23 protein-coding genes and 1 pseudogene are annotated in these 25430 nt (G+C 35.8%); 20 read left to right on the top strand and 4 right to left on the bottom strand.

Going from position 1 to position 25430, the window contains the following annotated elements:
- Positions 1-4: 4 nt before the first annotated feature.
- From larC2 to J0N78_RS26370, 13 genes and pseudogenes are all read left to right on the top strand, one after another.
- A complete protein-coding gene (larC2, locus tag J0N78_RS26215) occupies positions 5-481 on the top strand; it encodes a nickel pincer cofactor biosynthesis protein LarC2 (protein ID WP_209124237.1) in 477 nt (158 codons plus the stop codon).
- 140 nt (positions 482-621) lie between these two features.
- Positions 622-2397, top strand: a complete 1776-nt coding sequence (locus J0N78_RS16835) for a PrpR N-terminal domain-containing protein (RefSeq protein ID WP_209124238.1) — start codon at positions 622-624, stop codon at positions 2395-2397.
- Between the two features lie 588 nt (positions 2398-2985).
- A complete protein-coding gene (locus J0N78_RS26360) occupies positions 2986-4302 on the top strand; it encodes a four-carbon acid sugar kinase family protein (protein ID WP_307794961.1) in 1317 nt (438 codons plus the stop codon).
- A gap of 55 nt (positions 4303-4357) precedes the next feature.
- Positions 4358-5407, top strand: a complete 1050-nt coding sequence (locus J0N78_RS16845; RefSeq protein WP_209124239.1) for a TRAP transporter substrate-binding protein — start codon at positions 4358-4360, stop codon at positions 5405-5407.
- Positions 5408-5469: 62 nt separating this feature from the next.
- On the top strand, positions 5470-5961 hold the full coding sequence (locus tag J0N78_RS16850; RefSeq protein ID WP_209124240.1) for a TRAP transporter small permease: 492 nt from the start codon (positions 5470-5472) through the stop codon (positions 5959-5961).
- Complete coding sequence (locus tag J0N78_RS16855; protein WP_209124241.1) at positions 5958-7235, top strand: TRAP transporter large permease; 1278 nt, start codon at positions 5958-5960, stop codon at positions 7233-7235. Before J0N78_RS16850 ends, J0N78_RS16855 begins: the two co-directional genes overlap by 4 nt.
- A gap of 199 nt (positions 7236-7434) precedes the next feature.
- On the top strand, positions 7435-8433 hold the full coding sequence (gene pdxA / locus J0N78_RS16860; protein WP_209124242.1) for a 4-hydroxythreonine-4-phosphate dehydrogenase PdxA: 999 nt from the start codon (positions 7435-7437) through the stop codon (positions 8431-8433).
- A gap of 148 nt (positions 8434-8581) precedes the next feature.
- Positions 8582-9847, top strand: coding sequence for a nickel pincer cofactor-dependent isomerase, group 22 (locus tag J0N78_RS16865; RefSeq protein WP_209124243.1), 1266 nt, complete (start codon positions 8582-8584; stop codon positions 9845-9847).
- Positions 9848-9994: 147 nt separating this feature from the next.
- A complete protein-coding gene (locus J0N78_RS16870) occupies positions 9995-10981 on the top strand; it encodes an AEC family transporter (protein ID WP_209124244.1) in 987 nt (328 codons plus the stop codon).
- 145 nt (positions 10982-11126) lie between these two features.
- On the top strand, positions 11127-11519 hold the full coding sequence (locus tag J0N78_RS16875) for a globin domain-containing protein (RefSeq protein WP_209124245.1): 393 nt from the start codon (positions 11127-11129) through the stop codon (positions 11517-11519).
- A 513-nt stretch (positions 11520-12032) separates the two neighbouring features.
- Positions 12033-12680, top strand: a pseudogene (locus J0N78_RS16880) (ATP-binding protein DrrA1-3 family domain-containing protein); the annotation flags it as partial.
- A 126-nt stretch (positions 12681-12806) separates the two neighbouring features.
- Entirely contained in the window at positions 12807-13067 is a 261-nt protein-coding gene (locus J0N78_RS26365) for a hypothetical protein (protein ID WP_307794962.1), read from the top strand.
- A gap of 124 nt (positions 13068-13191) precedes the next feature.
- The gene (locus tag J0N78_RS26370; RefSeq protein ID WP_307794963.1) at positions 13192-13875 is read left to right on the top strand and encodes a hypothetical protein; all 684 of its coding nucleotides are present in this window, start codon (positions 13192-13194) and stop codon (positions 13873-13875) included.
- 152 nt (positions 13876-14027) lie between these two features.
- On the opposite strand, the gene J0N78_RS26220 is transcribed toward J0N78_RS26370, so the two are convergent.
- From J0N78_RS26220 to J0N78_RS16900, 3 genes are all read right to left on the bottom strand, one after another.
- Complete coding sequence (locus tag J0N78_RS26220) at positions 14028-14879, bottom strand: LysM peptidoglycan-binding domain-containing protein (protein ID WP_209124246.1); 852 nt, start codon at positions 14877-14879, stop codon at positions 14028-14030.
- Positions 14880-15159: 280 nt separating this feature from the next.
- Positions 15160-15600 carry a Dps family protein gene (locus tag J0N78_RS16895; protein WP_209124247.1) on the bottom strand — a complete coding sequence of 147 codons (441 nt, stop codon included), beginning with the start codon at positions 15598-15600 and terminating at the stop codon, positions 15160-15162.
- A gap of 99 nt (positions 15601-15699) precedes the next feature.
- Positions 15700-16368, bottom strand: coding sequence for a B3/B4 domain-containing protein (locus J0N78_RS16900; protein WP_209124336.1), 669 nt, complete (start codon positions 16366-16368; stop codon positions 15700-15702).
- Positions 16369-16454: 86 nt separating this feature from the next.
- On the opposite strand from J0N78_RS16900, the gene queG reads away from it, so the two are divergent.
- The 6 genes from queG to J0N78_RS16930 all read left to right on the top strand — a co-directional run bounded on the left by queG (position 16455) and on the right by J0N78_RS16930 (position 21305).
- Complete coding sequence (queG, locus tag J0N78_RS16905; RefSeq protein ID WP_209124248.1) at positions 16455-17594, top strand: tRNA epoxyqueuosine(34) reductase QueG; 1140 nt, start codon at positions 16455-16457, stop codon at positions 17592-17594.
- 69 nt (positions 17595-17663) lie between these two features.
- Positions 17664-18194, top strand: coding sequence for a methylated-DNA--[protein]-cysteine S-methyltransferase (locus tag J0N78_RS16910; protein WP_209124249.1), 531 nt, complete (start codon positions 17664-17666; stop codon positions 18192-18194).
- A gap of 154 nt (positions 18195-18348) precedes the next feature.
- The gene (locus tag J0N78_RS16915) at positions 18349-19248 is read left to right on the top strand and encodes an amidase domain-containing protein (RefSeq protein ID WP_209124250.1); all 900 of its coding nucleotides are present in this window, start codon (positions 18349-18351) and stop codon (positions 19246-19248) included.
- Positions 19249-19416: 168 nt separating this feature from the next.
- Positions 19417-19890, top strand: a complete 474-nt coding sequence (gene trmL, locus J0N78_RS16920; RefSeq protein WP_209124251.1) for a tRNA (uridine(34)/cytosine(34)/5-carboxymethylaminomethyluridine(34)-2'-O)-methyltransferase TrmL — start codon at positions 19417-19419, stop codon at positions 19888-19890.
- Between the two features lie 396 nt (positions 19891-20286).
- Positions 20287-20592 carry an antibiotic biosynthesis monooxygenase family protein gene (locus J0N78_RS16925; RefSeq protein WP_209124252.1) on the top strand — a complete coding sequence of 102 codons (306 nt, stop codon included), beginning with the start codon at positions 20287-20289 and terminating at the stop codon, positions 20590-20592.
- Positions 20593-20747: 155 nt separating this feature from the next.
- Complete coding sequence (locus tag J0N78_RS16930; protein ID WP_209124253.1) at positions 20748-21305, top strand: DUF5366 family protein; 558 nt, start codon at positions 20748-20750, stop codon at positions 21303-21305.
- 138 nt (positions 21306-21443) lie between these two features.
- On the opposite strand, the gene J0N78_RS16935 is transcribed toward J0N78_RS16930, so the two are convergent.
- Positions 21444-23297, bottom strand: coding sequence for a transglycosylase domain-containing protein (locus tag J0N78_RS16935; protein WP_209124254.1), 1854 nt, complete (start codon positions 23295-23297; stop codon positions 21444-21446).
- Between the two features lie 213 nt (positions 23298-23510).
- Between J0N78_RS16935 and J0N78_RS16940 the strand changes: the two genes are divergently transcribed.
- Positions 23511-25406 (top strand): PrkA family serine protein kinase, encoded by a 1896-nt coding sequence (locus J0N78_RS16940; protein WP_209124255.1) that lies wholly within the window; start codon positions 23511-23513, stop codon positions 25404-25406.
- Positions 25407-25430: the final 24 nt, after the last annotated feature.

A 25430-nucleotide genomic window follows, 5' to 3' on the forward strand; every position in this document is an offset into this window, starting at 1 on the left:
GAAAATGAAAGAACAATTTTTACATTGTGAAGAACATCTTGATCAAGACATGGTGAAAATTGAAGTTAACTTGGATGACATAACAGGAGAGTGGCTTGGCTATGTTATGGACAAATTATTTCAAGCAGGTGCAAATGATGTATTTTATACGCCAATTTATATGAAAAAAAATCGACCAGGGATCATGTTGCAGTTGTTATGTTCTCAAAATAAAGTTGATGAAATGATGAACATTTTATTTCATGAAACCACGACTTTGGGTGTTCGGTATTACCCACTACAGGTTTATCGATTGTCGAGGAACTTTATTGACATTCAAACAACTTGGGGAAAAGTCACAGTTAAACAAGGTTTATATCAAGGAAAAGTTGTACAAACAGCACCTGAATATGAGAGTTGTCGAATACTTGCAGAAAAAAATGATGTTCCGCTTAAAGAAATATATCTGCAAGTGTGGGAAAAAATAAGTCAATTAAAATGAGATTAATATACCATCCCTTTTTTATAAAAGGTACTGTTTTTACGTATCTGGAAATGAAAAGGGATTTTTAATTGAATTAAAATGTGATAAGCTATTATCAAAATATGGTATGTTGATTTTTGCAACAGGAGGTGAATGAGATGATAAAGGTACTATTCATTGCCCCTTATGAAGGGCTCGTTGAAATGATAAAAGAATTAGATAAAGAAATTCACGATTTTGAGTTGCATACGGAATTAGGAAATTTAAATGAAGGTGTTAAGATAGCAAGGAAAGTAGAAGAAAAAGGCTTCAACATCATTATCAGTCGGGGTGGAACGGCATCGATGATTCAAGAGGTAGTGTCGATCCCTGTCGTTGAAATTCAGGTATCTGGATATGACGTATTACGTACATTAACGCTTGTTAAAGGTTTCCCAGGAAAAGCAGCCATTGTTGGTTTTCCAAACATAACTCACGGCGCTGCAACGATATGTAACCTACTGGATTTTGAGATGAATACGATTACTATAAAGAAAGAAACTGAGGTAACTGAGCGACTAAAGAAGTTAAAAGAACAAGGTTATGAAGTGGTTATTGGAGATGTTATTACTGTACAAGCTGCCCAAAAACTAGGATTAAATGGAATATTGATCACTTCAGGGAAAGAAGCCATACAAGAAGCTCTTGAGGAAGCAAGACGGGTGTATCGTTTATTTTCCCGGTTACATGAAGATGTATTACTGTACCAATCGATCATCGATAACGATGACAGAGCTATTGCAATCATGAGTAAAGAAGGAAAAGTTATCTATCGTAATAAGCGTTTAAAAAAAGAATTCACTACAGCTCAACTAGAAAATTTATCTGATATTACGGAAGTTGTCAGGTTAACAGCTCAAAAAAAAGAAACGCAAACGAAATTTCTGACCATGGATGATGACTTGTGGAAACTAATGACATTTCCAACAAAAGAGGTCGTTTTATTATATTTTGATAAAGTTTATGATCATGGCGAGAAAGTGTCAGAGGAAAATGGTAATCCGTATGCGATTGACATCAAAACCTCCGTACCTTATATTTTGATTGCTGGAAAAAGTGAACCGATTCAAAATGTATTGCAGCAAGTTGAGGATTTCAGTCAAATGGATGAACCGATATGGATTATTAGTGAAAAGGGAAATGGAAAAGAGTTAGTTGCCCAGTCAATTTATTTGAAAAATAAAACGAATGATGAACTATTTATTACGATTTATTGTGATCTGTTAAAGCATGAGCAACTAAAAAAATTAATACAAGAGGGGTTTTTTCAAAAACATACGAATGATTTCATTTACTTAAAAGGTATTGATCAGCTTGATCATTTCATGCAAAAAGAGTTCTACTATTTTCTGAAAAATCAAGATGTTAAGATGCCAAGATGGTTAATATCTTCTGAAGATACAATTGAACAAAAAGTTAAAGACGGTTTGTTTGATCAAGACTTATATCATTTACTATCACGTTTAATCATCTATATCCCGCCACTAAGAGAACGGCAAAAAGATATAGAGAATTTAGTTCATGTCTTTATATCTGAATTTCATATAAAATATGGTAATCAAGTGGTTGGGATTAGGCAGGATGCATTAAAAGAATTAGAAAAGTTTGATTGGCCAGGGAATATCCAACAATTAAAGCAAATTGTTGAACAGCTAGTATTACAATCCTCATCTTTCTATATAGAGAAGGATGAAGTTGAAGTAGTTTTAAAACGGATAAAATATAAGCAAAAACAGGATGGTGTTTCAAAATACAACATAAATTTAAATGGAACATTAGAGGATATAGAAAAACAAATCATATCAATCGTCCTTGAAGAAGAGGAGATGAACCAATCGAAGGCAGCAAAACGGTTAGGTATTAACCGTTCTACCTTATGGCGCAAACTAAAATAAAGTTTGCGTCCATTTTTAATAAGAAAGTAGATGTCTAGCTCCAGCGCCCACCGACTAGCGAGACTTCCCCCATCTCCGTACGATAAGTCAACATCGACTTACTAACGAACACCCGAGTTTCCTTTATCTCCTGTGGCTCAGTCCAGTCCATACGTCGCTAATCGGGCACTTGCGCTTTTCTTGTCTAGCTCCAGCGCCCAGCGACTAGTGAGACTTCCCTCACCGCCGTACGATAAGTCAACATCAATTCACTAACGTTCATTGTGTTTCCTTTATCTCCTGTGGCTCAGTCCAGTCCATACGTCGCTAATCGGGCACTTGCGCTTTTCTTTTTCCACGTTTGATCAAGAGGAAAAAGTCTAATTAAACACGTCGATTTTGCTGTAAGTATATAACGAAAATTTTAATTTCTCAAAAACCACAAAAAAGTATTGCTAAATGCAACATGATAGTTTAATATATTCAATGTAAGCGGTTTTAATATGTTTAAAAATAAAACAGTTAATTGCCGGATGGACAAGCAAGTAATGTTAAAAATAAGTATGTAATCACCCAAAAGTCTTCTAACAGCTAAGTCTATTAAGGGGGGTGGAGATAATCGTTAAATTAGCAGTTATAGCGGACGATTTAACAGGGGCTAATGATACTGGGGTTCAATTTGCAAAGCAAGGCTTAAAGACAACGGTCTTATTTTCTAATACAAAGTTACACCAGGAACTATTTACAGGAGAAGTTATTGTTTTAAATTCAGATAGTCGTGCATTAAATCCTGAAAGCGCTTATGAAACGGTTTATAACATTTCAGAACAATTAAATCAATTAGGGGTTTCAAATGTTTTTAAGAAGATAGACTCAACAATGAGGGGAAATGTTGGACAGGAAATTGATGCTGTAATGGATGTTTTTCAATATCAAATTTCGTTCGTTGTTCCTGCCTTTCCAAAAAGTAATCGAATAACAGAAAATGGGAAACACTATGTGCATGGTGTCCCACTAGAAAAAACTGAAATTGCAAATGATCCAAGTTGCCCAGTAAAAGAAGGCTATTTGCCCAAATTAGTACAGCAACAGAGTAAACGTAAGGTAGAGTTAATTACGATTGATGATGTAAGAAAAAGTAAAGGTGAATTAGCGCAAAAGATGAAGGCGTTATCTTCAGATCAAGCATCGAAAATCGTTATTATTGATGCGACAACAGATGAAGATCTTAAGGCTATTGCCGAAGCTGCTCAATTAGTAGGGGAAGAGGTGATGTGGGTAGGTTCAGCAGGAATTGCTTATCACCTTTGTGAAACAGTAAAAGACCAAGAAACAGTATCTGAAAAACAGGAGCGTAAAGGGTTACCAGTATTAGTGGTAGCAGGTAGTGTGAATTCGATTACGGATAAGCAAATTCAACAGTTAAAAAAGAAAATGAATGTTGGAGAGATTGTGATTTCTCCGGAACAATTTTTCGATGAAACAAAGAGACATCAAGAAATTCAACGAGCTGTTTTAGAAGGAAATACACTACTAGAAAAAGGGAATTTAGTGATATCCACTAATCGCTCACGAGAAGCTATAGAAAGAGTAAAGAAAATACAGGCTTCACTTGGGTTAACGAATTTGGATATAGGTAGTGTAATCGCAAAAGCGATGGGACAAATTGCAGGGAAATTAGTTGAAAGCAAGGATATTTCAGGTGCAGTATTAACTGGCGGAGATATTGCTGGTGCAACGTGTAAAATACTAGAGGGTAATGGAATTAACGTTATTGGTGAAGTTGAGGATGGTATTCCATATGGTAAATTATTAGGTGGTCATCATGACGGTTTGCCACTAGTAACAAAAGCTGGTGCTTTTGGGACAGAACAAGCATTAGTGAAAGCGGTTGAAACTTTATCTGGAAGCCATGAATATGTGTAAAAATTTTTAATGAAATAAAAATATGAATAGTTAATATTACAAGGAGGATGTAACAATGAGAAAAATAAAAAAGAAATTATTAGGCGCAGTAACAGTATTAAGTTTAGGTTTACTTGTAGCATGTGGTACAGGTACTGATACAGATCCTGGTACTGGCGGTGAGCAACCACCAGAAGAAACTGCAACTGAAGGAGAAGCAAGAGCTTTACAAGTTGGAATTACATTAGCTGAAGATTCACATTACTATAAAGGCTTAGAGCATTTTGCAGAGTTGGTAGAAGAAAAGACTGATGGCGAATTAACAGTTGAAATCTTCCCTAACGGATCATTAGGTGGAGAACGTGACATGGTTGAAAGTCTGCAAATTGGTACATTAGATATGGTATTGTCATCTACTGGACCTCTTGGAAGTTTTGTACCTGAAATTAACGTTGTTGACTTACCGTTTCTTTTTGAAAATCGTGAACACGCTTATGAAGTATTAGATGGTGAAATTGGACAAGATTTATTAGTTAAGCTTGGTGACGAAGGTCTTACAGGACTTGCATGGTGGGAAAACGGGTTCCGTCACGTAACAAATAGTAAAAATCCAATTGAAACTCCAGAAGACCTAGAAGGATTAAAAATTCGTACGATGGAAAATAATGTCCACATGGATTCCTTTAACGCATTGGGGGCTTCTCCAACACCAATGTCATTTACAGAGCTATTTACAGCGCTTCAACAAAAAGTAGTTGATGGACAAGAAAACCCAGTTCCAATTATTTCAACTTCTCGTTTTTACGAAGTTCAGCCTTACTTAACGCTTACTGGCCATTTCTATTCACCAGCTGCATTATTAATAAGCAGTCAAGTATTTGATAGTCTTACTGAGTCACAACAGCAAGCTCTTACAGAAGCTGCAATCGAAGGCGCTCAATTTGAACGTGACCTAGTAGCTGAAATGGAAAAAGAAATGGTTTCAGATTTAAAAGAAGAAGGTATGGAAATTATCGAGGACATCGACAAAACAGCTTTCCAAGAGGCAACCAAAGAAGTTTATGAGCAATATTCTTCTGAATTCGGTGCTGAATTAATTGAACAAATACAAAATGCAGCAAAATAGGCGTTAGGTTTAGAAGATGCGGGGAATTCTTTCCCCCATCTCTTCTTTAATGGGGGTGTATTATGAGTGGAATGATTAAAGCAATTGACAAGTTTAACAAAATTCTTGGTATTCTATTAGCCGTTTTGTTAATCATTATGTCAGTTGTTATTTTTTATCAGGTATTTTCTAGATTTGTTCTTCAAGAATCACTAAGGTGGTCGGAAGAATTAGCAAGATACCTTATGATATGGAGTGTTTTTATTGGTTCTGCACTTGCCATTCGTAAGTTGGATTTAATATCGGTAGATGCCTTAAAAGAATTGCTTTCTGATCGTGCGAAATCGATTTTAAATATTATTGTTTACATTGTATGTATTGGATTTTTATGTGTATTAATATGGTATGGAATAGATATAGTCGGTAATGTAACTAGACAAACCTCTCCGGCTATGAATATTTCGATGGCGTGGCCATATTCAGCAATTCCGGTAGGATCCATTTTTATGATGATTAATTGCCTTGCAGTTATCCTTAATAATATTTTGAAGCTAAAAGGAGGGGTTGAGGAATGACACCAGTTTTATTAGTCTCGATGATAATTTTATTTCTCATGACTGTTCCGATTGCCCTTTCTATCGGTTTAGCTTCAACTCTTGCAGTCTGGTTCGATGGTAACATGCCATTAACAGTAATTGTTCAACGCATATTTACATCATTAGACTCCTTTCCATTAATGGCAATTCCTTTCTTTATTATTGCCGGGTCTTTAATGGAAACAGGTGGAATTTCAAAACGTCTTGTTCATTTTGCTAATACTCTAGCTGGTTCCATGACAGGGGGATTAGCAGGAGTTACTGTTATTACATCGATGTTTTTCGCTGCTATTTCTGGTTCAAGTCCTGCTACAGTTGCTGCAATAGGTTCGATTATGATTCCAGCAATGGTAGCTAAGTATTACGATGTGAATTTTGCTGCAGCTGTACAAGCCGTAGCTGGTGCATTAGGGGTTATTATTCCTCCGAGTATTCCAATGATCCTTTATGGGGTTGTCGTTGGCGTTTCAATCGGGGATTTATTTATGGCAGGAATTATTCCTGGGTTAATGATAGGTTTTTCGTTAGTATTAACTGCTGTCATTATTTCAAAAAGACGGGGATATAAAGGTACTGAACAATTTACATGGCAAGAGAGAGTGGTTGCGTTTAAAAATGCAATCTTTGCGATACTTATGCCGATTATTATACTCGGTGGAATTTATGGCGGAATTTTTACACCAACTGAAGCAGCAGTTGTTGCAGTGTTCTATGCATTAATTATTGGTTTATTTGTTTATAGAGAGATTAAGATAAAAGATCTAATTCCTGTATTTATGAGGTCTGGAATTACAACGGCGATTATTATGTTGATCATTGGTAATGCAGGTCTTTTAGGTTGGCTGTTAACGAAAGAAAGAATTCCGCAAACAGTTGCTCAATCCTTTATTAGCTTTTCTGATAATCCATTAGTCTTTTTATTAATTGTTAATATTTTCTTACTAATTGTTGGAATGTTCTTTGAAACATCTGCTTCTGTTATTATTCTTGCTCCGATTCTAGCACCAATCGCAATTGCACTTGGAATTGACCCAATCCATTTTGGGATTATTATGGTCGTTAACTTGGCCATTGGAATGGTAACGCCACCGCTTGGAGTTAATCTATTTGTAGCAATGCAAATATCAAAAGTTCGATTAGAGCAAATATCAAAAGCTGTTATTCCGTTTTTGATTGTCCTAATTATTAATGTACTGTTAATTAGTTATATCCCAGGAATTTCAACATTCTTGGTTGACTTTTTAAAGCAATAATATAAGAAAAGCGAAAGCGACCGTTCAGTGGCGTACGGACTGGACTGAGCCGCAGGAGATAAAGGAAACACGGAGAAGCGCTAGCGATCCGATGTTGACTTATCGTACGGAGGTGAGGGAAGTCACGCTAGACGCTGGTCGCTGTAGCTAGACATCTTTGAATTTTTATACTTTCAAATAAATAAGGAGGATTATTTTAATGGCTACTAATAAACCAATTATTGCGATCACAATGGGTGATCCGTCGGGAATAGGACCGGAAATTATTGTAAAATCTCTAAAGGATCAAGTGATTTATGAAAATTGCTCACCGTTTGTAGTAGGAGATCTTAAAGTTTTACAAAAAGCCCTCCAAGTAACGGATACAAATCTTGAATTAAATAAAATTTCAAAGACAGAGGAAGCAACTTTTACGTACGGTACAATCGATGTATTGGACATGGATCTAGTATCAGAAGAGTTGCCGTGGGGAGAAGTTTCTGCTGAAGCTGGAAATGCTGCATTTCGCTATTTAGAAAAAGCAATAACACTTGCTAATAATGGTGAAATTAAAGGAATTTGTACAGCTCCATTAAATAAAGAAGCTCTTCATAAAGCGGGGCATATATATCCTGGGCATACAGAAATATTAGCTGAACTTACGAATACTAAAGATTATGCGATGATGCTATCTGCTCCAGGATTAAGAGTAATTCATGTAACTACACATGTCGGTTTGATTGATGCGGTCAATAAAATCAATGTGGAAAGACAGTATACAGTCATTAAACTTGCTTATGAAACATTAAAAAAAGCAGGGATTGCATCTCCGAAAATTGCGGTATGTGGAATTAACCCGCATGCAGGAGAAAATGGACTATTTGGGAATGGGGAAGAAGAAGAAAAAATTATTCCAGCAGTAGAAAAAGCGCAAGGAGAAGGAATTGATGTAGTAGGACCGCTTCCGGCGGATACTTTATTCTTCCGAGCGAAAAGAGGAGATTTTGATATTGTTGTTGCTCAATATCATGATCAAGGCCATGGTCCGATTAAAGTATTAGGACTAGAAGCGGGAGTAAATATTACGGTAGGTCTACCGATTATTCGAACGAGTGTCGATCATGGAACTGCTTTTGACATTGCAGGGAAAAATATTGCCGATGAATTGTCATTGAAAGAAGCGATTCGTATGGCAATTGATTTAGCACCTCAAAACTAGGGAAGAATAACACAAGTAAATATGATATTTTGAGGATGGCTGAAAAGCAAGGAGTTTGTTCTTTACCAAAAAAAGGGGAGAAAACACTTGTTTTTGTCATCCTCGTCCTGCGTTATTGAACTAGATACCTGTAAAAGGAGTGGAACAAATGTCTTTTCCGAAAATGGCAAAGATAAAACAAAAATTTCAAGTGGAAAGTTTAAAAGATATTCCTTCTACGATTACTGAACAATTTAATCTAATTAATGCTAGTAAGAAAATTAAACCAGGGATGGAAGTAGCGATTACTGTTGGGAGTCGAGGAATTGCCAATATTCCAACGATTGTAAAATCTGTAGCGGATGAAATTAAAAAATTAGGTGCAACTCCGTTTATTATTCCAGCGATGGGAAGTCACGGAGGGGCTACAGCAGAAGGGCAAATTGAAGTTTTAGAGGGCTTAGGAGTAACGGAAGATTCAACAGGATGTGAAATACGTTCTTCAATGGATGTTGTCACAATTGGTGAAACCTCAGCAGGAATACCTGTTTACATCGATAAACATGCCTATAATGCTGATGGGATCATCGTGATGGGGAGAGTAAAACCACATACAGATTTTAAAAAGGATATTGAAAGTGGAATATTAAAAATGGCATCAATCGGTATGGGAAAACATAAACAAGCTCTTGCTTTACATACTTATGGTATCGAAGGAATTCGTGACATGATGCCTGAAGTTGGAAAAGTTGCCATTCAAAATTCAAAAACATTGTTTGGAATTGCAGTTGTGGAAAATGCACATGAAGAAACAGCAATCATTGAAGCCATTCATCCAGAGCAAATTGAAGAACGAGAAAGAGAATTATTAAAAAAAGCATTTGATTTGATGCCAAGTTTACCGATCGACAAAATGGATATTTTAATTGTTGATGAGATCGGTAAAAACTACAGTGGTACGGGCATGGATACGAATATTATTGGAAGAATACGTGTCTTAGGAGTAGAAGAACCGAAAAAGCCTGATATCAAATATTTAATTGCTTCTAATTTAAGTGAGGCTAGTCATGGCAATGCGTTAGGTATTGGCTTAGCGGATTTAACAACGAAGCGATTATTTGAAAAAATCGATTTAAAAACAATGAATGAAAATGTAGTAACAAGTACGTTTTTAGATCGTGCCAAAATTCCAATTGTACTCGATAATGACAGGGAAGCGCTAAAAGCGGCATTACGTGCAAACTGGGGAGTTGCTGCTGAAGATGCAAGAATTGCTCGTATTCCAAATACGCTTCATATCGGGGAATTATACGTTTCTGAAACGATTTTTAACGAAATTAATAATCAAGAAAACATCGAAGTACTGCAAGGTTTAGAAGAAATGAAATTCGATGAAAATGGCTATTTATATCCAATGGTCACTCAAATACACTGATGTAAATTACACTTTTTTTCAATGAGCACTTTATATATTTCAGGTAGAGTAACTAGATCAAAATTTTTACTACTAGTTACTCTACCTCTTTTTCAATAAGAATGGCTAACATAGTTTAATACGACTAAATGAATGTAGGAGATAAATATGGAATTTTCTTCAATAATAGTTTCAATTAGTGTAATGGCTATTATAATTATCATTGGTATTATTATAGAAAAAAAAGTTACCTTAAATATAGAAGCTAAGCAATTAATTTTATTTATTATTGTTAATATTGCCTTACCCTGTATCATACTAAATGGGGTATTTAATACTGAAATTACCGAAGATGTTCTTTCGAGAATGTTAATGATTTTCTTGTTTTCAATGATAATAAATTGCTTAGGTATGGGATTAGGTCTAGTTATATCAAAAATGTTTCAATTTGATTCCGTGAAAAGTCGAAAAATTGCTATACTCTCTGGAATGGGAAATACAGGGTTTATTGGTATACCGTTATGTGCAAATATCTTTGGCCCAATGGGTGGTTTGTTAGCCTCTATTTTTGATGCGGGTGTTAGTTTTACCGCTTTTACAATTGGAATATTACTTTTGCAGGAAAATCGAAAATTTTCATTCCAAAATTTGAAGGCACTTATAAATCCTCCAGTTATTGCCATTGTGAGTGGATTAGCTTTTGCAATTATTGGATTCGAAGCCCCAGTAATTGTTAAACAACTTACTGCAAACCTTGCTAATTTAGCTGCGCCACTTGCAATGTTATACGTCGGTATGGTAATTCCATCCATTTTCAGTGAGGGAAAAAAGGCGATTTCTTTCCAATTCATGAGTGTTCCAATCACCATAAAACTTTTTATTTTGCCAATTATGACAATCATTCTTATTAAGGGGATGCCGATCCATAATCTATTAAAAGAAATTACGATTATTCAGTCAGCCATGCCGACATTTATGTTAGCTTCGGTATTGTTTGCACGCTATACGAATGGAGACAATAGAGGCATCGTTACAATTATTTATTCGACAATTATTTCGTTAGTTACGATTCCTATCATCACTTTATTCGCAAAACTTTGGTTAGACGATATTAGTATAGTAAAAATGGTACATGAAGTAATCGGCCTTTTATAAAAATAGGCTATATTAAAGCATTATTGCAGAGTTTGGAGTGACTGTAGCTTATTATTTTATAATAACCAAAATGTAGATAAGGCTATTCAAGATACAAACTAACTATAATATCTTTATAATCTAAGAAAAAAAGTAGGTGGAAAAATTGGATTATAAATTTAAATCACTTTACATCGAAATTGGCGGGCAAGAAATGATCGATAAGCTTGTAGATGCTTTCTATCCACGGGTTTATGCTGATAAAGAACTAAGACCACTATTTGAAGGAGACATGGAAGAGATTAAGAGAAAGCAGCGCATGTTTTTGCCTCAATTTTTAGGTGGACCAGCTCTTTACAGCCAGGAATTTGGACCGCCTGCTATGAGAGAAAGGCATCTACCGTTTGAAATCACACCGAAAAGAGCTAATTGTTGGTTGAACTGTATGAGAGAAGCTTTTAAGGAAGTAGGTCTTTATGATACACCTGCTGGAAAGACTTTTTATGATCGGCTAACCCAAGTAGCTGCCATAATGGTCAATAGTCCAGATCAAGAATAGTCTTAATACCCTTGATTAGGAATGAATCAGAACATGGGAGGAATGTTTGGATCCAATAATTTCCATCGAGTCCACAATCCAATATTATTGATATAACAAGGATTTTTAAAAAGGAGGGCGACTCTTATGTAAAGTGTCAGGCACCTCAACCACAAAATATAGTTGCTGTAAAATTAAGCAGCAACTATATTTTGTGTAAGAACGAGGAGCGCAGTCATGAGTCACCCTCTGCTAATTAATATGAAATTTTTTATTTTCTCTATAAAATGGAAGCACTTAACCTACAGGGACCCCACTCCCTTACTTTCCCTCGTATTATTAAAACCAACCCCTTAACTTTTTTTTCCAAAGATCCCATAGAAGAATATATTGGTGATGTCTTCAGTTAAAGGTAAGATCTTTTGATATACATCTTCTCGTTGGAAGTGATCTTTTAACATATTAAGATAAAATAGTATCGCTTCATTTGATAGGCTTTGATCCACAAAGTAAGGGATTACTTTTTCCATGTACAGCTTTTGGCCAAATTTAACCGGGGGAGAAGTTATTGACTTATTTTTGCAGCTACGTGGAGTCAATCATAAAAATCGACGGGAAGAATTAATCGATAAATTTAAGTTAGATCCATCGAAAAAGTGTAGAACGTATTCAAAAGGAAACCGTCAAAAGGTTGCTTTAGTAGCTGCTTTTGCATCAAACGCTGATCTGTACATTTTAGATGAACCGACTTCTGGTTTAGATCCGTTAATGGAGAAAATCTTTCAAGAATGTATAAGTGAAGCGAAACAAGCAGGGAAAAGTGTCTTGCTTTCTAGCCATATCTTATCTGAAGTAGAAAAGCTATGTGATAGGGTAGGGATTATAAGACAAGGAAAAATTATTGAGACGGGAACGTTAAACGAACTTCGTCATTTAACACGAACAAATTTACTAGTCGAAACAAAACATCCGATAACTGCATTAAGTGAATTTAAAGGTGTTCATGATTTAGAAATGAAAGACAAAGCAATATCCTTTCAAGTCGATGCAGAAGAGTTAGATGCTGTAATGAAGTATGTTAGTCAGTACGGGCTAGTTAAACTAGAAAGCTCACCGCCTACTTTGGAGGATTTATTTATGCGCCATTATGAAGGTACAGAACATGTAGGAGTTACCAGGTAATGGAATCCCTTATTTAATCAAACAGGGAGGATCGTCCGCTTTATTGTTAGACGTGATCGGCTCCGCCTTCCCATTTGGTTGCTTTCGATTAGCATAATAACGATTTTCACTGCTTCAGCCCTCGTCATGATTAGTATCAATATACTCCTAGCGTTAGTCGTTGGTTTTGGTTTATATGCTTTACAAATAGGGAGTATGGATTTACAAGGTTCCTTTTTATATGGTGCTGCTTTAGGGGCAACAGGAATATTTTTCTCGAGTGTTACTGGATTGTTTGCGCAGCTTTCAGAAAGCGCCAGAGGTACGATTGGATGGTCCTTTTCGATGTTAGGGATAGCCTATTTAATTCGGGCTGTAGGAGACGTGAGCTATGAAACTCTTTCTTAGTTTTCACCACTAGGATGGATTTTAGGAACAGAAGTGTATGTAAGTAATTATTGGTGGCCTGTTTTTTTAACTATAGTTGTAGCAAAAGTACTCGTAGTCATTGCTTTATATTTAAATACAACTCGTGATTTTAGGTGCTTCATATGGGTCAGTATTTGGCGATATAGATTCTTTTTTTACAAATAATGAAATGATGGCTGAACTGTTAACACCAATAGAAGGGTTCTCTCTGACTGAGCAATATTTATCGATGCTAATGTCAGTTATTTCAATGATTTGTACGGTTCCAGCGCTCCTGTTTTTGTTAAAGCTAAGAAGCGAAGAGAGAAAGTCTTTGATGGAGCATTTATTAACGAGAGCAGTATCTCGAACAAAAATCCTAGGAAGCTACCTTTTACTGGCGACGACCTTTGGGTTTGTGATGTTATACTTATCATTATTCGGTTTGTGGGCTGCTGCAACTTCGGTGATGGAAGAACCGATTTCATTTACGACAATATTTAATGCAGCTATGGTTTTTTTACCAGCTATGTGGATGATGATAGGTGTAGCTGTTTTGTTATATGGTCTTCTTCCACAAATGACGAGTTTCGTGTGGTTGTATTTAGGTTATTCCTTCTTTGTTGTTTATTTAGGAGGATTGCTTCAATTTCCTGAATGGATGGGAAATTTATCGCCATTTGGTCATATTCCACAAATCCCTGTAGAAGATATGAACTTTGTAAAAGTCTTGGTGTTAACATTGATAGCAGCTGTTTTTATAGTAATTGGGTTTATCGGATATAGAAAACGCGATATTGCAGGGTAATTCAATTGAAATTCTACTGCCTCTCGTTCAGATGATTATTTGGATGAGAGATAGTGGTAATTCAGAAATATTTGGAGCCAATTATTTGAATTAAATTACTCCCCGTGAAAAAGCAAAACTACCATATCAAAATGATATGGTAGTAGGTTATTTTATTTATAGACTTTTACTTTTACTTCCTGTACGCCCCAGTTGATCGCATCTTGCTTGTTTGGGATGAAAATATCAATTTTATTACCTTGGATAGCTCCGCCTGTGTCGCCAGCTATTGCATTTCCGTACCCTTCTACGTAAACTTTTGATCCTAATGGAATGACATCTGGGTCAACCGATATGACTTTTTGATCAGGGTTATCTTTTAAATTAATGCCTGTAGATGTTATCCCTGAACAACCAGCACAGGAGGCAGTGTATGCTGTTGCTGTCATAGTGAGCTCCATGGCTACGTCCTCTTCTGTTCCATCCTCTTGAGCTTCTAAGGGCTCAGATTTTGTAGCTTTTTGTTCTTGAATGACTGGAGCTTCAATGGAAGCATTCGTAGTTTGGGCTTCTGTGTTTACACTCACACTATTCTTTTCTACCACTTGATTTTCGTTTGTTTCTGATGAAATAATTACTTTTTCACTAGAAGGGCTACCTTTGAAATAGATTGTTAGCGTATCGCCTGTTCTAATAAGATCAGGATTTGCTATCATATTCCATTCCTGCAAATCTTTCCAGGAAACGCCTTCAATCTGTTCAGCTATAGTTGATAATGTATCACCTTTTTGAATGACGTATTCCTCAGTAAGAGCTACTTTTAAACGGTCTTCAGGATAGATAAGATGTGTAGATAGACCGTTCCAATCTTTTAAGTCTTCTACTAAAATATTATTTTCTTTTGCGATTCCCCATAATGTATCTCCTTTTTGAACGGTGACTTCTTTAGCGGATGTGTGTGCTCCTAATCCTAATGTTCCATAAAATGCAGCTACTGTTACTAAAGAAACGATCCTCTTTTTCATATGCTACCTCCAACGTTTGATCTAACTACTTTATGTGGTTTTTATGATAGCACAGAAAATACTGAGACAAAGAACAAGCTGTTAACAATTGCTTTACACAAATAACGAACATATGAATGGAGTGTTACTTGGTACTGTAAAGTCGTCAAAAATAGTAAAAAATTATGAGATAGCTTTAAAGTTAAGCTATATAAGTGGATTAGTCAACCATACAAAAAAATACTTTTTAAAAAAAGCCCTTCTTTTAAATGAAGGGCCAAATTTTTACTAAGTGTGCATATTATTTTAAGAAAGAACGTAGCATCCAGTTATGCTTTTCTAATGATTGGTGAATAGCTAAAAGCATATCTGCAGTTGTTTCATCACCAAGAGTATCTGCTGCTTCCATACCTTCTTTTAATTCATCAATTAATGTATCAAAATCTTGTATAATGGTTGCTACCATATCATCAGCTGTCTCATTTCCGCTAGCTTCAGAAACTGATGCTGTTTCTAAATACTCTTTCATTGTGGCAACAGGCTGACCTCTCAGAGCTAATAATCTTTCTGCTAACTCATCGATATGTAAAGCTGCTTCGTTATAAAACTCTTCAAATTTATCATGTAGTGTGAAAAATTGTGGCCCTTTAACATACCAATGATAATTATGAAGCTTAACAAATAGTACACTCCAGTTTGCAATTTGCTTATTAAGAATAGTAGAAACTTTTTCTTGACTCATTAATAATCATCCTTTCAATTTTTTATCACAATTTACTAATTCCCATCTTAGTCGATTTATAAACCAATTTCTGTGACCTTTTCATGAATTATTTTCCAATTATGTGACGATAGAAAATTGAAAGTTGCCTCCGTGAATTTGAGTAAACATGTTTCCCACAGACTGAACCAATTGTCTACATTCACTTTCGTTCATCGTGGGTTGAAGGTAAACGATGTGAACAGCACTCGTCGTTTTCTCTGTAATGATAGATCGTTTTGAGTCAACGATCGGACTACCGAAAGCCCCTTGATCATCTGCAGAGAGCAGTTTACCTTCCATATTGTTTACACGCCCATTGATCCCTAAGTATTTATCTTCAGAAGTACCTACACGAATGGTAATAGATCCACTCAATTGGTTTAAATCATAAATACCAAAAGGAATTTGATGACGAAGGGAAAGAAAGTTATTTACATCGACTGCAGAATTTACTGAGGGTAAAAAATCATTCTTTTTTACTCTTCGAAAAAGAGCTTCTGAGGAAGGGCGATACCGTCCAGGGTCAATTCCAAGCGATTTAAAGGCTTTTCTCCATTCTACAATTCCAGTATAACTAATCAAATCGTTACTTTCTAGCTGAATGGCCATTTCTTCTTGGTATAAGCGGAATCTGCCTTTTAGCATTTGTGGTGAGTCAGATACGACAATTGAATTATATGTAATGACTCCGATTTTGAATTGAGGTACACGTCTCATAATTTCTTCAGATATTGTAAGCTGCCCCATCGCTTCCAAAAGAACACCTCTTTATTTTTTGTTTTCATATAGTGTAGCATATAATTGAGCTATCTTTGAAAGAAAGGGTTTTTTATATGGCATATGCCCAGTTAAAAGATGAAATCATTGCATATAGTAAGAGTATTGAAATAGATAAAATTGGTTTCGCTAGTGCTAATCCTTTTCTGACGTTGAAGGATAGACTAATTGCACACCGTGAGTTAGGGTATGAATCTGGATTCGAAGAACCCGATATAGAGAAGCGGGTCGATTCGAAAAACGTCATGCCTGAAGCAAGGTCAATAATAGCAATTGCCTTAGCGTATCCTTCAAAAATGAAAAATCCTCCAAAAAGTAGTAAAGGAGAAAGAAGGGGTATTTTTTGTAGAGCATCATGGGGAAAAGACTATCATCATATTTTAAAGGAAAAACTACAGCTTTTAGAAAATTTTATTTTAGAAAAGGTTCCGAATGCCCGTATAACATCCATGGTTGATACAGGAGAACTTTCGGATCGAGCTGTTGCCCAAAGAGCTGGGATTGGGTGGAGTGGGAAAAATTGTGCCATTATTACGCCTGAGTTCGGTAGCTATGTGTATTTAGGGGAAATGATTACTTCTATTCCATTTACACCGGATCAGCCTCTTGAAGACCAGTGCGGTTCTTGCAGGCGTTGTATTGATGCTTGTCCAACAGGAGCCCTCGTTCAAGGAGGTCAATTAAATTCTCAAAAATGCATAGCATATCTTACCCAGACGAAAAATTTTTTACCCGAACAATTTCGAGCAAAATTAGGGAATCGGTTATATGGTTGTGATACGTGCCAACAAGTATGTCCAGAAAATAAGGGAATTGACTTTCATATGCATAAAGAAATGGAACCAGATCCCGAAGTAGCAAAGCCGCTTCTTTTACCATTGCTATCGATGAGTAATCGAGAATTTAAAGAGCGTTTTGGTCATGTTTCAGGATCATGGAGAGGAAAAAAGCCAATTCAAAGAAATGCAATTATTGCTTTAGCGCACTTTAAAGAAACAGAGGCAATCGATCCTTTAACAGAGCTTTTAGAAAAAGACCCCCGTCCTGTTATTCGCGGGACAGCAGCATGGGCACTAGCCGTCATTGGTGGTAAATCTGTAGAAAAACAGTTAAAAAAAGCGAAAGACCGAGAAAAAGACACGGATGTTATAGGTGAGATAAATAGAGGGCTAAATATCATCGCTCAAGAGCTCTAACGTTCGTGGAAAAGATATAATTTATTCAGTAAGATAGGTACAAGACTGGAGTTGGAAGGAAGGGATAACATGTCGGCTCAGTCAACGGTGTATTATGATGAAATGGAAAGTCCAATTGGGTCATTAACAATTTCAGCAACAGATCGAGGTGTTTGCCATATTCACTTTGGTACATCGGAGTTTAGTTTACCGACCCTAAAAGCTTGGTTGAAAAAGCAAGGAATCAAAGGAGAACTCGAACATAATAAAGAAAAGATTTCTCCTGTCATTGAACAGTTAACAGAGTATTTTGTAGGTGACCGTCACGACTTTCAACTTTCAATCGATCTTTATGGAACTGGTTTTCAAAAGAAAGTTTGGGAAGCACTTAGAAACATAGGTTATGGAGAGACACGATCATACAAGCAAATCGCACAAGAAATTGGAGCTCCAAAAGCGGTAAGAGCAATCGGAGGAGCCAATAACCAAAACCCAATTCCAATCATTATTCCCTGTCACCGTGTAATTGGTAGTAACGGGGCCATGGTAGGATACGGCGGAGGACTAGATAAAAAAGAAATCCTTCTCCAAATGGAAGGTGCGATTGAAAAAATTTCATAAAATAACTCTTTGTGGGCAGGAATTCCTGTCCTTTTTTTTTGCAGGAAATAATATTCGTCCGTAATCTGTTCTTACCTTTTCTGTGGTCTAGCTACTCTTTTGGGTGAATAAGGATGTTTTATAGGGGAATAAGCATAGGGGAGGGACGCTCCTTATGGTTGATCGGTACGAACAGCTGAAAAATTTAATTGAATTAAGAAATGCTCTGTATGTAGAAGCTTACCGAAAAAATGATGTCGTGTTCATAACAGAAAGTGATAGAAAATGCTTAGAAAGAAAACTATATAGCTTACAAGCAAGAAAAAGCGAACTTGTAAATTCAACAGTGAATGCACAAGTGCTTGGACAACAAACATATGGTGATGAAGTCAAGGTAGAGTACGCCCTTCATTATCAACAATCGATCAAGCAACAGAAAAACTTCTACATTGAGGAGTCGATTCAGTATCGTCTAGCAACATTCAGAGGAAATGAGATTGTCAAAGACGTTGAAATCATCGTCGAATGCGAAGATGATACATTACTTAATCTAGAATGGATACGTGAAGGTGAAGCTCGGCAGGAACGATGGCAATATGATCGTCGTGAAGCGGTTCGATATGCTGAGAGATGGTGGAATGATTATAATCCAGCTTATCGTAAGTTTAAAGATAATTGTACTAATTTTATCTCTCAATGTTTGAAAGCTGGTGGTGCACCAATGGTGGGTTATCCTAATCGCTCTAAAGGCTGGTGGTATCAAGGCAATAACTGGAGCTACAGCTGGTCTGTTGCCCATGCACTAAGGTGGTACTTAAGTGGGGCAAAATTGGGTTTAAGGGGAGTTGAAATGTCTTCAGCAAGTGAATTATTACCAGGTGATTTAATTTGTTATGATTTCAATGGAAATGGAAGATGGCAGCATAATACAATGGTTGTGACTAAAGATGAAAATGGTGAACCACTTGTAAATGCCCAAACGACTAATAGTCGTTTGCGATATTGGAAATATGAAGATTCGACTGCCTGGACACCAAACATTAAATACAAGTTTTTTCGTATTACAGGTTCTTAATAAATTATAGGTACAGTTGATCTGATGACTGTGCCTTTTTATTAGGGTGACTTTGTGGACTAAAAAGTAGTTGGTGATGACAATGAAAGTGGGTTAGAAACTTTTCTTAAGAAATACAAGTGGTATAATAATTTCGAGCAGATTAAAATTGATTGAGGTGTACATATCGTGGGATTACATATCGTTTTATATCAACCTGAAATTCCTGCAAATACAGGAAATATTGCGAGAACGTGCGCGGGGACAAATACATCATTACATTTAATTCGGCCGTTAGGGTTTTCAACGGATGATAAAATGCTGAAACGAGCAGGATGTGATTACTGGCCAAATGTGAAAATACATTACTATGATTCAATGGACGAGCTTTTCGCTAAGTTTCCAAATGGCTTGTTTTACTTTATTGAAACAGTAGGTACGAAAAATTACAGTGAATTTGACTACAGTGACGCTACAAAGGATATATTCTTCGTGTTTGGTCGTGAGACGACGGGGCTCCCTAAGCAATTATTAGAAGAACGAAAAGAATATTGCTTGCGCATTCCGCAAACCGAAAACATTCGTTCATTAAATCTTTCTAATACGGCGGCGATAGTTATATATGAAGCGATCCGCCAACAAGGGTTTCTAGGACTAAAATAAGCAAGAAAAATGGACCTTCCTCAACAAGAGTAGGTCCATTTTTTAGGATGTTTAGCGCAAGCGCCCAGCGTCTAGCGAGACTTGGCTAAACGGGCACTTGCGCTTTTCTTATTAAGTATTAATTTTTGTGAGCTTTTTCTTCGTAGCCAGCAGTAAAGATAGCTGAAAGAAATGCTACACAAATGCCAAGAATAAGTATTAATCCCATTGTAGGTTTTCCTCCTTAAAAGCAATCCTATTTCCTTATTATAATGTAACATAATCGTGTTGTGAATGTATGGGGCTAAGTTTTCTTTAACAGAAATATGATTTTTCTATGAACGGCATTAAAATTTCTATAAATGCCATTGTTTTATGTATAATAGTGGTGGTAAAAAATAAAGGAGGGATTTTTTTATGTACGTAGTAATGAATGAGCTTCATGTACCAAAAGAAGCAAAACAACATTTATCAGAGCGTTTCGGTAAAAGCTCAGATAATATGAAGAATGTACCTGGTTGTTTGGAATTTTTATTTCTCGATAATGAGAATGAAGATGGTAAACAGGTGGTATTTACAAAGTGGGAAACGAAAGAAGACTATGAGGCATGGCTACATAGTGATGCATTCAAGCGTGCACATCAGGAAAAACGTGAGTCTAAAGAAAAAGGGCCGGCAACAGGGAACGAACTTAATGCTTATCGTGTCATCCACCATACGTAGAAGCTTGTCTCGTCGACAGCAAATTAAATTTCAAAAGTAAGTAATTAATGTGTCAGGCTCCATGTTTTACACGGTGCCTGGCACATTGTTTTTACACTTATATGAGATAACGAACCCATGTAAAAAAACGTTTTTAAGCAGGAGAGTATCGTTCAATGAAAAATTCATATATTACAAGTCATTTTCCTTTATTTTCGATCTTAATTTATAGTACCGCTTTCGCACTTTATGCAGAAGGGTATATTGCTCGTCAGCTACAAACGCTTGGGTTATATGAAGGGATGATGGAATTTTTTTCAGAAAGTGGTATTAAACTAACGCTATTATTTTTATTATTATTGTTCATTTTTATGATATTCTCTGCTTTAAAATTAATTGCAGATACAGTAGTACAACTTTCATTATTATTTTTTTCTCGAGACGAAAAAGGGGATGAACTAAAACGTATACGATCCGGTACTTGGATTTATTTGATTTCGAGTTTGGTCGCCTTATTTTTCTTCCATTCGGTGTTTGTAGTTATCATTGTTTTTATTAGTGCTACATTTTTTTATTTTATTTTCTTTTTATTTAAATTGAGTGATTCTTTAAATCCATTAAATATGTTTGGTTTAATTCTATTTCATTTATTATTTTGGTTAGCTTTCATGATTTCAGTAGTCTATGCGTTCCTTCGACTTTACAACAGTTTTATTGCGAGTTTATCGTTATAAAGAAGATGACTCTAAAGTAAGCTAAGGACTAGAAAGACAAATACTTATGAGTCATCTTATTCCTCTCTCCAAAGTAAAGTTACATCCTTTAATTGTATGAGGCGAAATAATTTTTCAGAAAAAAGTCTTCTTCTCTTATTAACGCATAATTTCACGCCAGATGAGCATATGTAGTCCTCTTTCATAAATGGATTGAAGGGAAGCCGGACGGTCTTTTCCCACCCAGACTCCAGCAGTATAATCATTTCGTATTCCAACGAACCACATGTCATGGTATGAGTTAGTAGTCCCAGTTTTTCCCCCAATATAAGTGCTTGGTTGATTTACCTTTTTCCCGGTACCTTCTGTTACAACTTTATAAAGAAGTGCTTTCATCTGTTGATTGACACTTAAGTTCCAAACTTGTTTAGGCGATTCTGGCCATTCATAAAGTATATTTCCTTCAAGGTCTGTCACTCTACGAATACCATATGATCTTTGGTAAACTCCATCATTCGCAAAAGTAGTATACGCTTGAGTTAACTCGAGCGGGGAAATACCATTGGTTAAGCCTCCGAGAGCAGCTGGTAATTTATAATCGGCTGCAACAATCTTACTAAAACCAAATGTTTTTAAATAACGGAACGAAGTGTCAATTCCAGTTCGGTCAAGGATTCGAACAGCAGGAGTATTGAAAGAGTGTTTAAAAGCGGTTTCTAGTGTTACATTGCCATACTGCTTTCCGCCAAAATTTTTAGGACAATATTTATTTTTACAAAAATTATTGGCATTGATTGAACTTTGGTTAGAAACAGCGAACTCTGCAAGATAGGGAGCGTAAACAAGTAAAGGTTTAATAGCCGAGCCTGGTTGCCTAAATGCCTGGAAACCACGGTGAAAATCAAATTTTTTGTAGTTTTTCCCACCTGTAATAGCAACAATTTCATTTGTAGGGCTATGAATAACGACTGCTGAACTTTCAATATCATTATTTGGTAAATTCTTTTGTATAGCTTTAATAGAAGTAACTTGTATATCAGGGTCTAGTGCTGTCTCAATCTTAATGCCTTTCTTGATAAGCAACTGAACTCGCTGTTCTAATTTTTCAAGTATGGATGATTGATCTTCAGGAGTGGCACGCTCGAATTGTTGCTTGTAGCCTTCTTTTTCAGCAATTAATTCAGTTAACTCATAATGAATATATGTGACATAGTCAGGATAAAGGTCAACCTTTTTGGATAATGACAAGTGAATGTCTTCATCGATCGTTTCTTCATAAACATGTTCATCAATTACGTTACTTTCTAGCATTTTCTCTAGAATCCATTTTTGTCTTAACTGAGTATTTTCCTTGTTTTTTATGGGATTATAGTGAGCCGGATTATTTGGAATCGCACTTAAAAAAGCAACTTCGGCTAACGTTAATTCAGCACTTGACTTGCTAAAGTAAAATTGACTCGCTGCTTCAAAACCATAAACTCCATTATGGAAAAATATTGAATTAATATACATTTCAATAATTTTTTCCTTACTATACATTTGTTCAAGTTTGTAGGCATATAATAATTCACTAAGTTTTCGATTGTAAGTTTGATCTTGTGAAAGAAATATATTTCGAACGAGTTGTTGTGTAACCGTACTAGCTCCTTCTTCAATGCTATTATGTTTTAAGTTTGTCAAAAAAGCTCTTAGGATTGCAGAGGGATCATAACCTTTATGATCGAAGAAACGACGGTCTTCAGTTGCAATAAAAGCATCTATTACAGTTTGTGGGATCTTTTCAAAAGGTAAGTATTTACGATTTTCAGCTTGATATATTTCTGAAATCAAGTTTCCGTGACGATCATAAACATAGCTGTTCGTGGATAAATGGATTTCTTTAATATCAACGTGCTCATCAAAAACCGATTGGATGTTTTTCGATACAGCCACCTCGTCGACGAAGATAACAAGCACATATAAAAAAATAACCAATAGGATTGCGGTTATAAAAAAACCGGTACCATTTCGCATAAACACACTCATCTCTAAATAGTTTTCTTTCATATTTTATATGATAAAGAGCTATAAAACTAGTTATCCTTCAATTTTCATCATAGATGTACTCTTGTTAATTATTCCAACTTGTCAGATAGATTTATGAATTGAGGGCATGATTAAGTTTCTGCTTGCATAGGATGAAGTAACAGCGGCAAATGTTTAGACTTGAAAGGAGGAACCAAATTAATGGATATTTTAGGTAGAATTAGGTACCACAGGGAAGAAGAGCAGAAATTACATTGGCGCGGTACATTTGCTGAGTACTTACAGATCATTAAGGAGAATCCTCAGGTTGCTCAAACGGCACATTCACGTGTTTACAATATGATTAAAGATGCAGGTGTTGAAGAAGTAAATGGAAAGAAGGAATATAAGTTCTTTAGTGATCAAATTTATGGAGTAGAAGAATCAATTGAGAAGCTTGTAGAGGAATACTTTCATTCAGCTGCAAAACGATTAGATGTCCGTAAAAGAATTCTATTATTAATGGGTCCTGTTAGTGGTGGTAAGTCTACATTAGTAACAATGTTAAAACGTGGGTTAGAACAATATTCGCGTACAGATGCAGGTGCCGTTTATGCGATTGCAGGATGTCCGATGCATGAAGATCCGCTTCATTTAATTCCACAACACTTAAGAGAAGACTTCTATGAAGAGTATGGTATAAAAATAGAAGGAAACTTATCACCTCTTAATATGATGCGAGTTGAAAAAGAATATGGTGGTCGGATTGAGGACGTTTTAATTGAAAGGATTTTCTTATCCGAAGATAAACGTGTCGGTGTGGGAACGTTTAGCCCTTCAGATCCAAAATCACAGGATATCGCAGATTTAACGGGTAGTATCGATTTTTCTACTATTGCAGAATATGGATCAGAATCAGATCCTCGTGCCTACCGTTTTGATGGAGAATTAAATAAAGCCAATCGTGGGATTATGGAATTCCAGGAGATGTTAAAGTGTGATGAAAAGTTTTTATGGCACCTATTATCTCTTACACAAGAAGGAAATTTTAAAGCAGGACGTTTTGCATTAATTTCTGCAGATGAACTGATTGTTGCACATACGAATGAATCCGAATATAAATCATTTATTTCAAATAAGAAAAATGAAGCACTTCATTCTCGTATGATTGTTATGAAAATTCCATACAATTTGAAAGTATCTGAAGAAGAACGAATTTATAAAAAGATGATTAGAGATAGTGATATTTCCAATGTTCACATTGCCCCACATGCTTTAAGAATAGCAGCAATCTTTACTATTTTAACTAGATTAAAAGAACCTAAAAAGCAAAGTGTTGATATTGTTAAGAAAATGAAACTATATGACGGAGAAGTTGTTGAAGGCTTTAATAGTCAAGATTTAGAAGAACTAAAGAAAGAATATCCTGATGAGGGTATGACAGGAATCGACCCTAGATATGTTATAAACCGTATTTCCTCGGCAATTATTCGTAAAGAAATGACATCAATCAATGCTTTAGATGTGCTTAGATCTATTAAAGAAGGCTTAGATCAGCATGCATCGATTAATAAGGAAGACCGTGAGAGATACATTGACTTTATATCGATTGCTAGAAAAGAATATGATGATATCGCGAAGAAAGAAGTTCAAAAAGCCTTTGTTTATTCATATGATGAATCAGCGAAAACACTTATGGATAATTATTTAGATAATGTTGAAGCTTATTGCAATAAAAATAAGCTGTTTGATCCATTAACAGGTGAGGAAATGCCACCAGATGAGAAATTAATGCGTTCAATAGAAGAACAGATCGGTATTTCTGAAAATGCTAAGAAAGCTTTCCGTGAAGAAATTCTTATCCGAATTTCGGCATATGCAAGAAAAGGAAAGAAATTTGATTATAATTCACATGAACGCCTAAGAGAAGCCATTCAGAAAAAACTTTTTGCAGACTTGAAAGATGTTGTTAAGATTACGACTTCCACAAAAACTCCTGATGAATCACAATTGAAGAAAGTAAATGAAGTAATTGCAAGGTTAATTGATGAACATGGTTATAATTCAGTATCTGCTAACGAATTACTGCGCTATGTCGGAAGTTTACTAAACAGATAGTTTCATAAAAAAAGGTACACCCTC

This window comes from Alkalihalobacillus sp. BA299 (assembly GCF_017745675.1).
GTDB lineage: Bacteria > Bacillota > Bacilli > Bacillales > Bacillaceae_F > Alkalihalobacterium.

What these genes read in the sequence shown, in the direction of transcription:
- larC2 (WP_209124237.1), top strand. Translation starts at nt 5, where the DNA reads ATGAAAGAACAATTTTTACATTGTGAAGAACATCTTGATCAAGACATG.
- J0N78_RS16835 (WP_209124238.1), top strand. Translation starts at nt 622, where the DNA reads ATGATAAAGGTACTATTCATTGCCCCTTATGAAGGGCTCGTTGAAATG.
- J0N78_RS16845 (WP_209124239.1), top strand. Translation starts at nt 4,358, where the DNA reads ATGAGAAAAATAAAAAAGAAATTATTAGGCGCAGTAACAGTATTAAGT.
- J0N78_RS16850 (WP_209124240.1), top strand. Translation starts at nt 5,470, where the DNA reads ATGAGTGGAATGATTAAAGCAATTGACAAGTTTAACAAAATTCTTGGT.
- J0N78_RS16855 (WP_209124241.1), top strand. Translation starts at nt 5,958, where the DNA reads ATGACACCAGTTTTATTAGTCTCGATGATAATTTTATTTCTCATGACT.
- pdxA (WP_209124242.1), top strand. Translation starts at nt 7,435, where the DNA reads ATGGCTACTAATAAACCAATTATTGCGATCACAATGGGTGATCCGTCG.
- J0N78_RS16865 (WP_209124243.1), top strand. Translation starts at nt 8,582, where the DNA reads ATGTCTTTTCCGAAAATGGCAAAGATAAAACAAAAATTTCAAGTGGAA.
- J0N78_RS16870 (WP_209124244.1), top strand. Translation starts at nt 9,995, where the DNA reads ATGGAATTTTCTTCAATAATAGTTTCAATTAGTGTAATGGCTATTATA.
- J0N78_RS26365 (WP_307794962.1), top strand. Translation starts at nt 12,807, where the DNA reads ATGATTAGTATCAATATACTCCTAGCGTTAGTCGTTGGTTTTGGTTTA.
- J0N78_RS26220 (WP_209124246.1), bottom strand. Translation starts at nt 14,879, where the DNA reads ATGAAAAAGAGGATCGTTTCTTTAGTAACAGTAGCTGCATTTTATGGA.
- J0N78_RS16895 (WP_209124247.1), bottom strand. Translation starts at nt 15,600, where the DNA reads ATGAGTCAAGAAAAAGTTTCTACTATTCTTAATAAGCAAATTGCAAAC.
- J0N78_RS16900 (WP_209124336.1), bottom strand. Translation starts at nt 16,368, where the DNA reads ATGGGGCAGCTTACAATATCTGAAGAAATTATGAGACGTGTACCTCAA.
- queG (WP_209124248.1), top strand. Translation starts at nt 16,455, where the DNA reads ATGGCATATGCCCAGTTAAAAGATGAAATCATTGCATATAGTAAGAGT.
- J0N78_RS16910 (WP_209124249.1), top strand. Translation starts at nt 17,664, where the DNA reads ATGTCGGCTCAGTCAACGGTGTATTATGATGAAATGGAAAGTCCAATT.
- J0N78_RS16915 (WP_209124250.1), top strand. Translation starts at nt 18,349, where the DNA reads ATGGTTGATCGGTACGAACAGCTGAAAAATTTAATTGAATTAAGAAAT.
- J0N78_RS16925 (WP_209124252.1), top strand. Translation starts at nt 20,287, where the DNA reads ATGTACGTAGTAATGAATGAGCTTCATGTACCAAAAGAAGCAAAACAA.
- J0N78_RS16930 (WP_209124253.1), top strand. Translation starts at nt 20,748, where the DNA reads ATGAAAAATTCATATATTACAAGTCATTTTCCTTTATTTTCGATCTTA.
- J0N78_RS16935 (WP_209124254.1), bottom strand. Translation starts at nt 23,297, where the DNA reads ATGCGAAATGGTACCGGTTTTTTTATAACCGCAATCCTATTGGTTATT.
- J0N78_RS16940 (WP_209124255.1), top strand. Translation starts at nt 23,511, where the DNA reads ATGGATATTTTAGGTAGAATTAGGTACCACAGGGAAGAAGAGCAGAAA.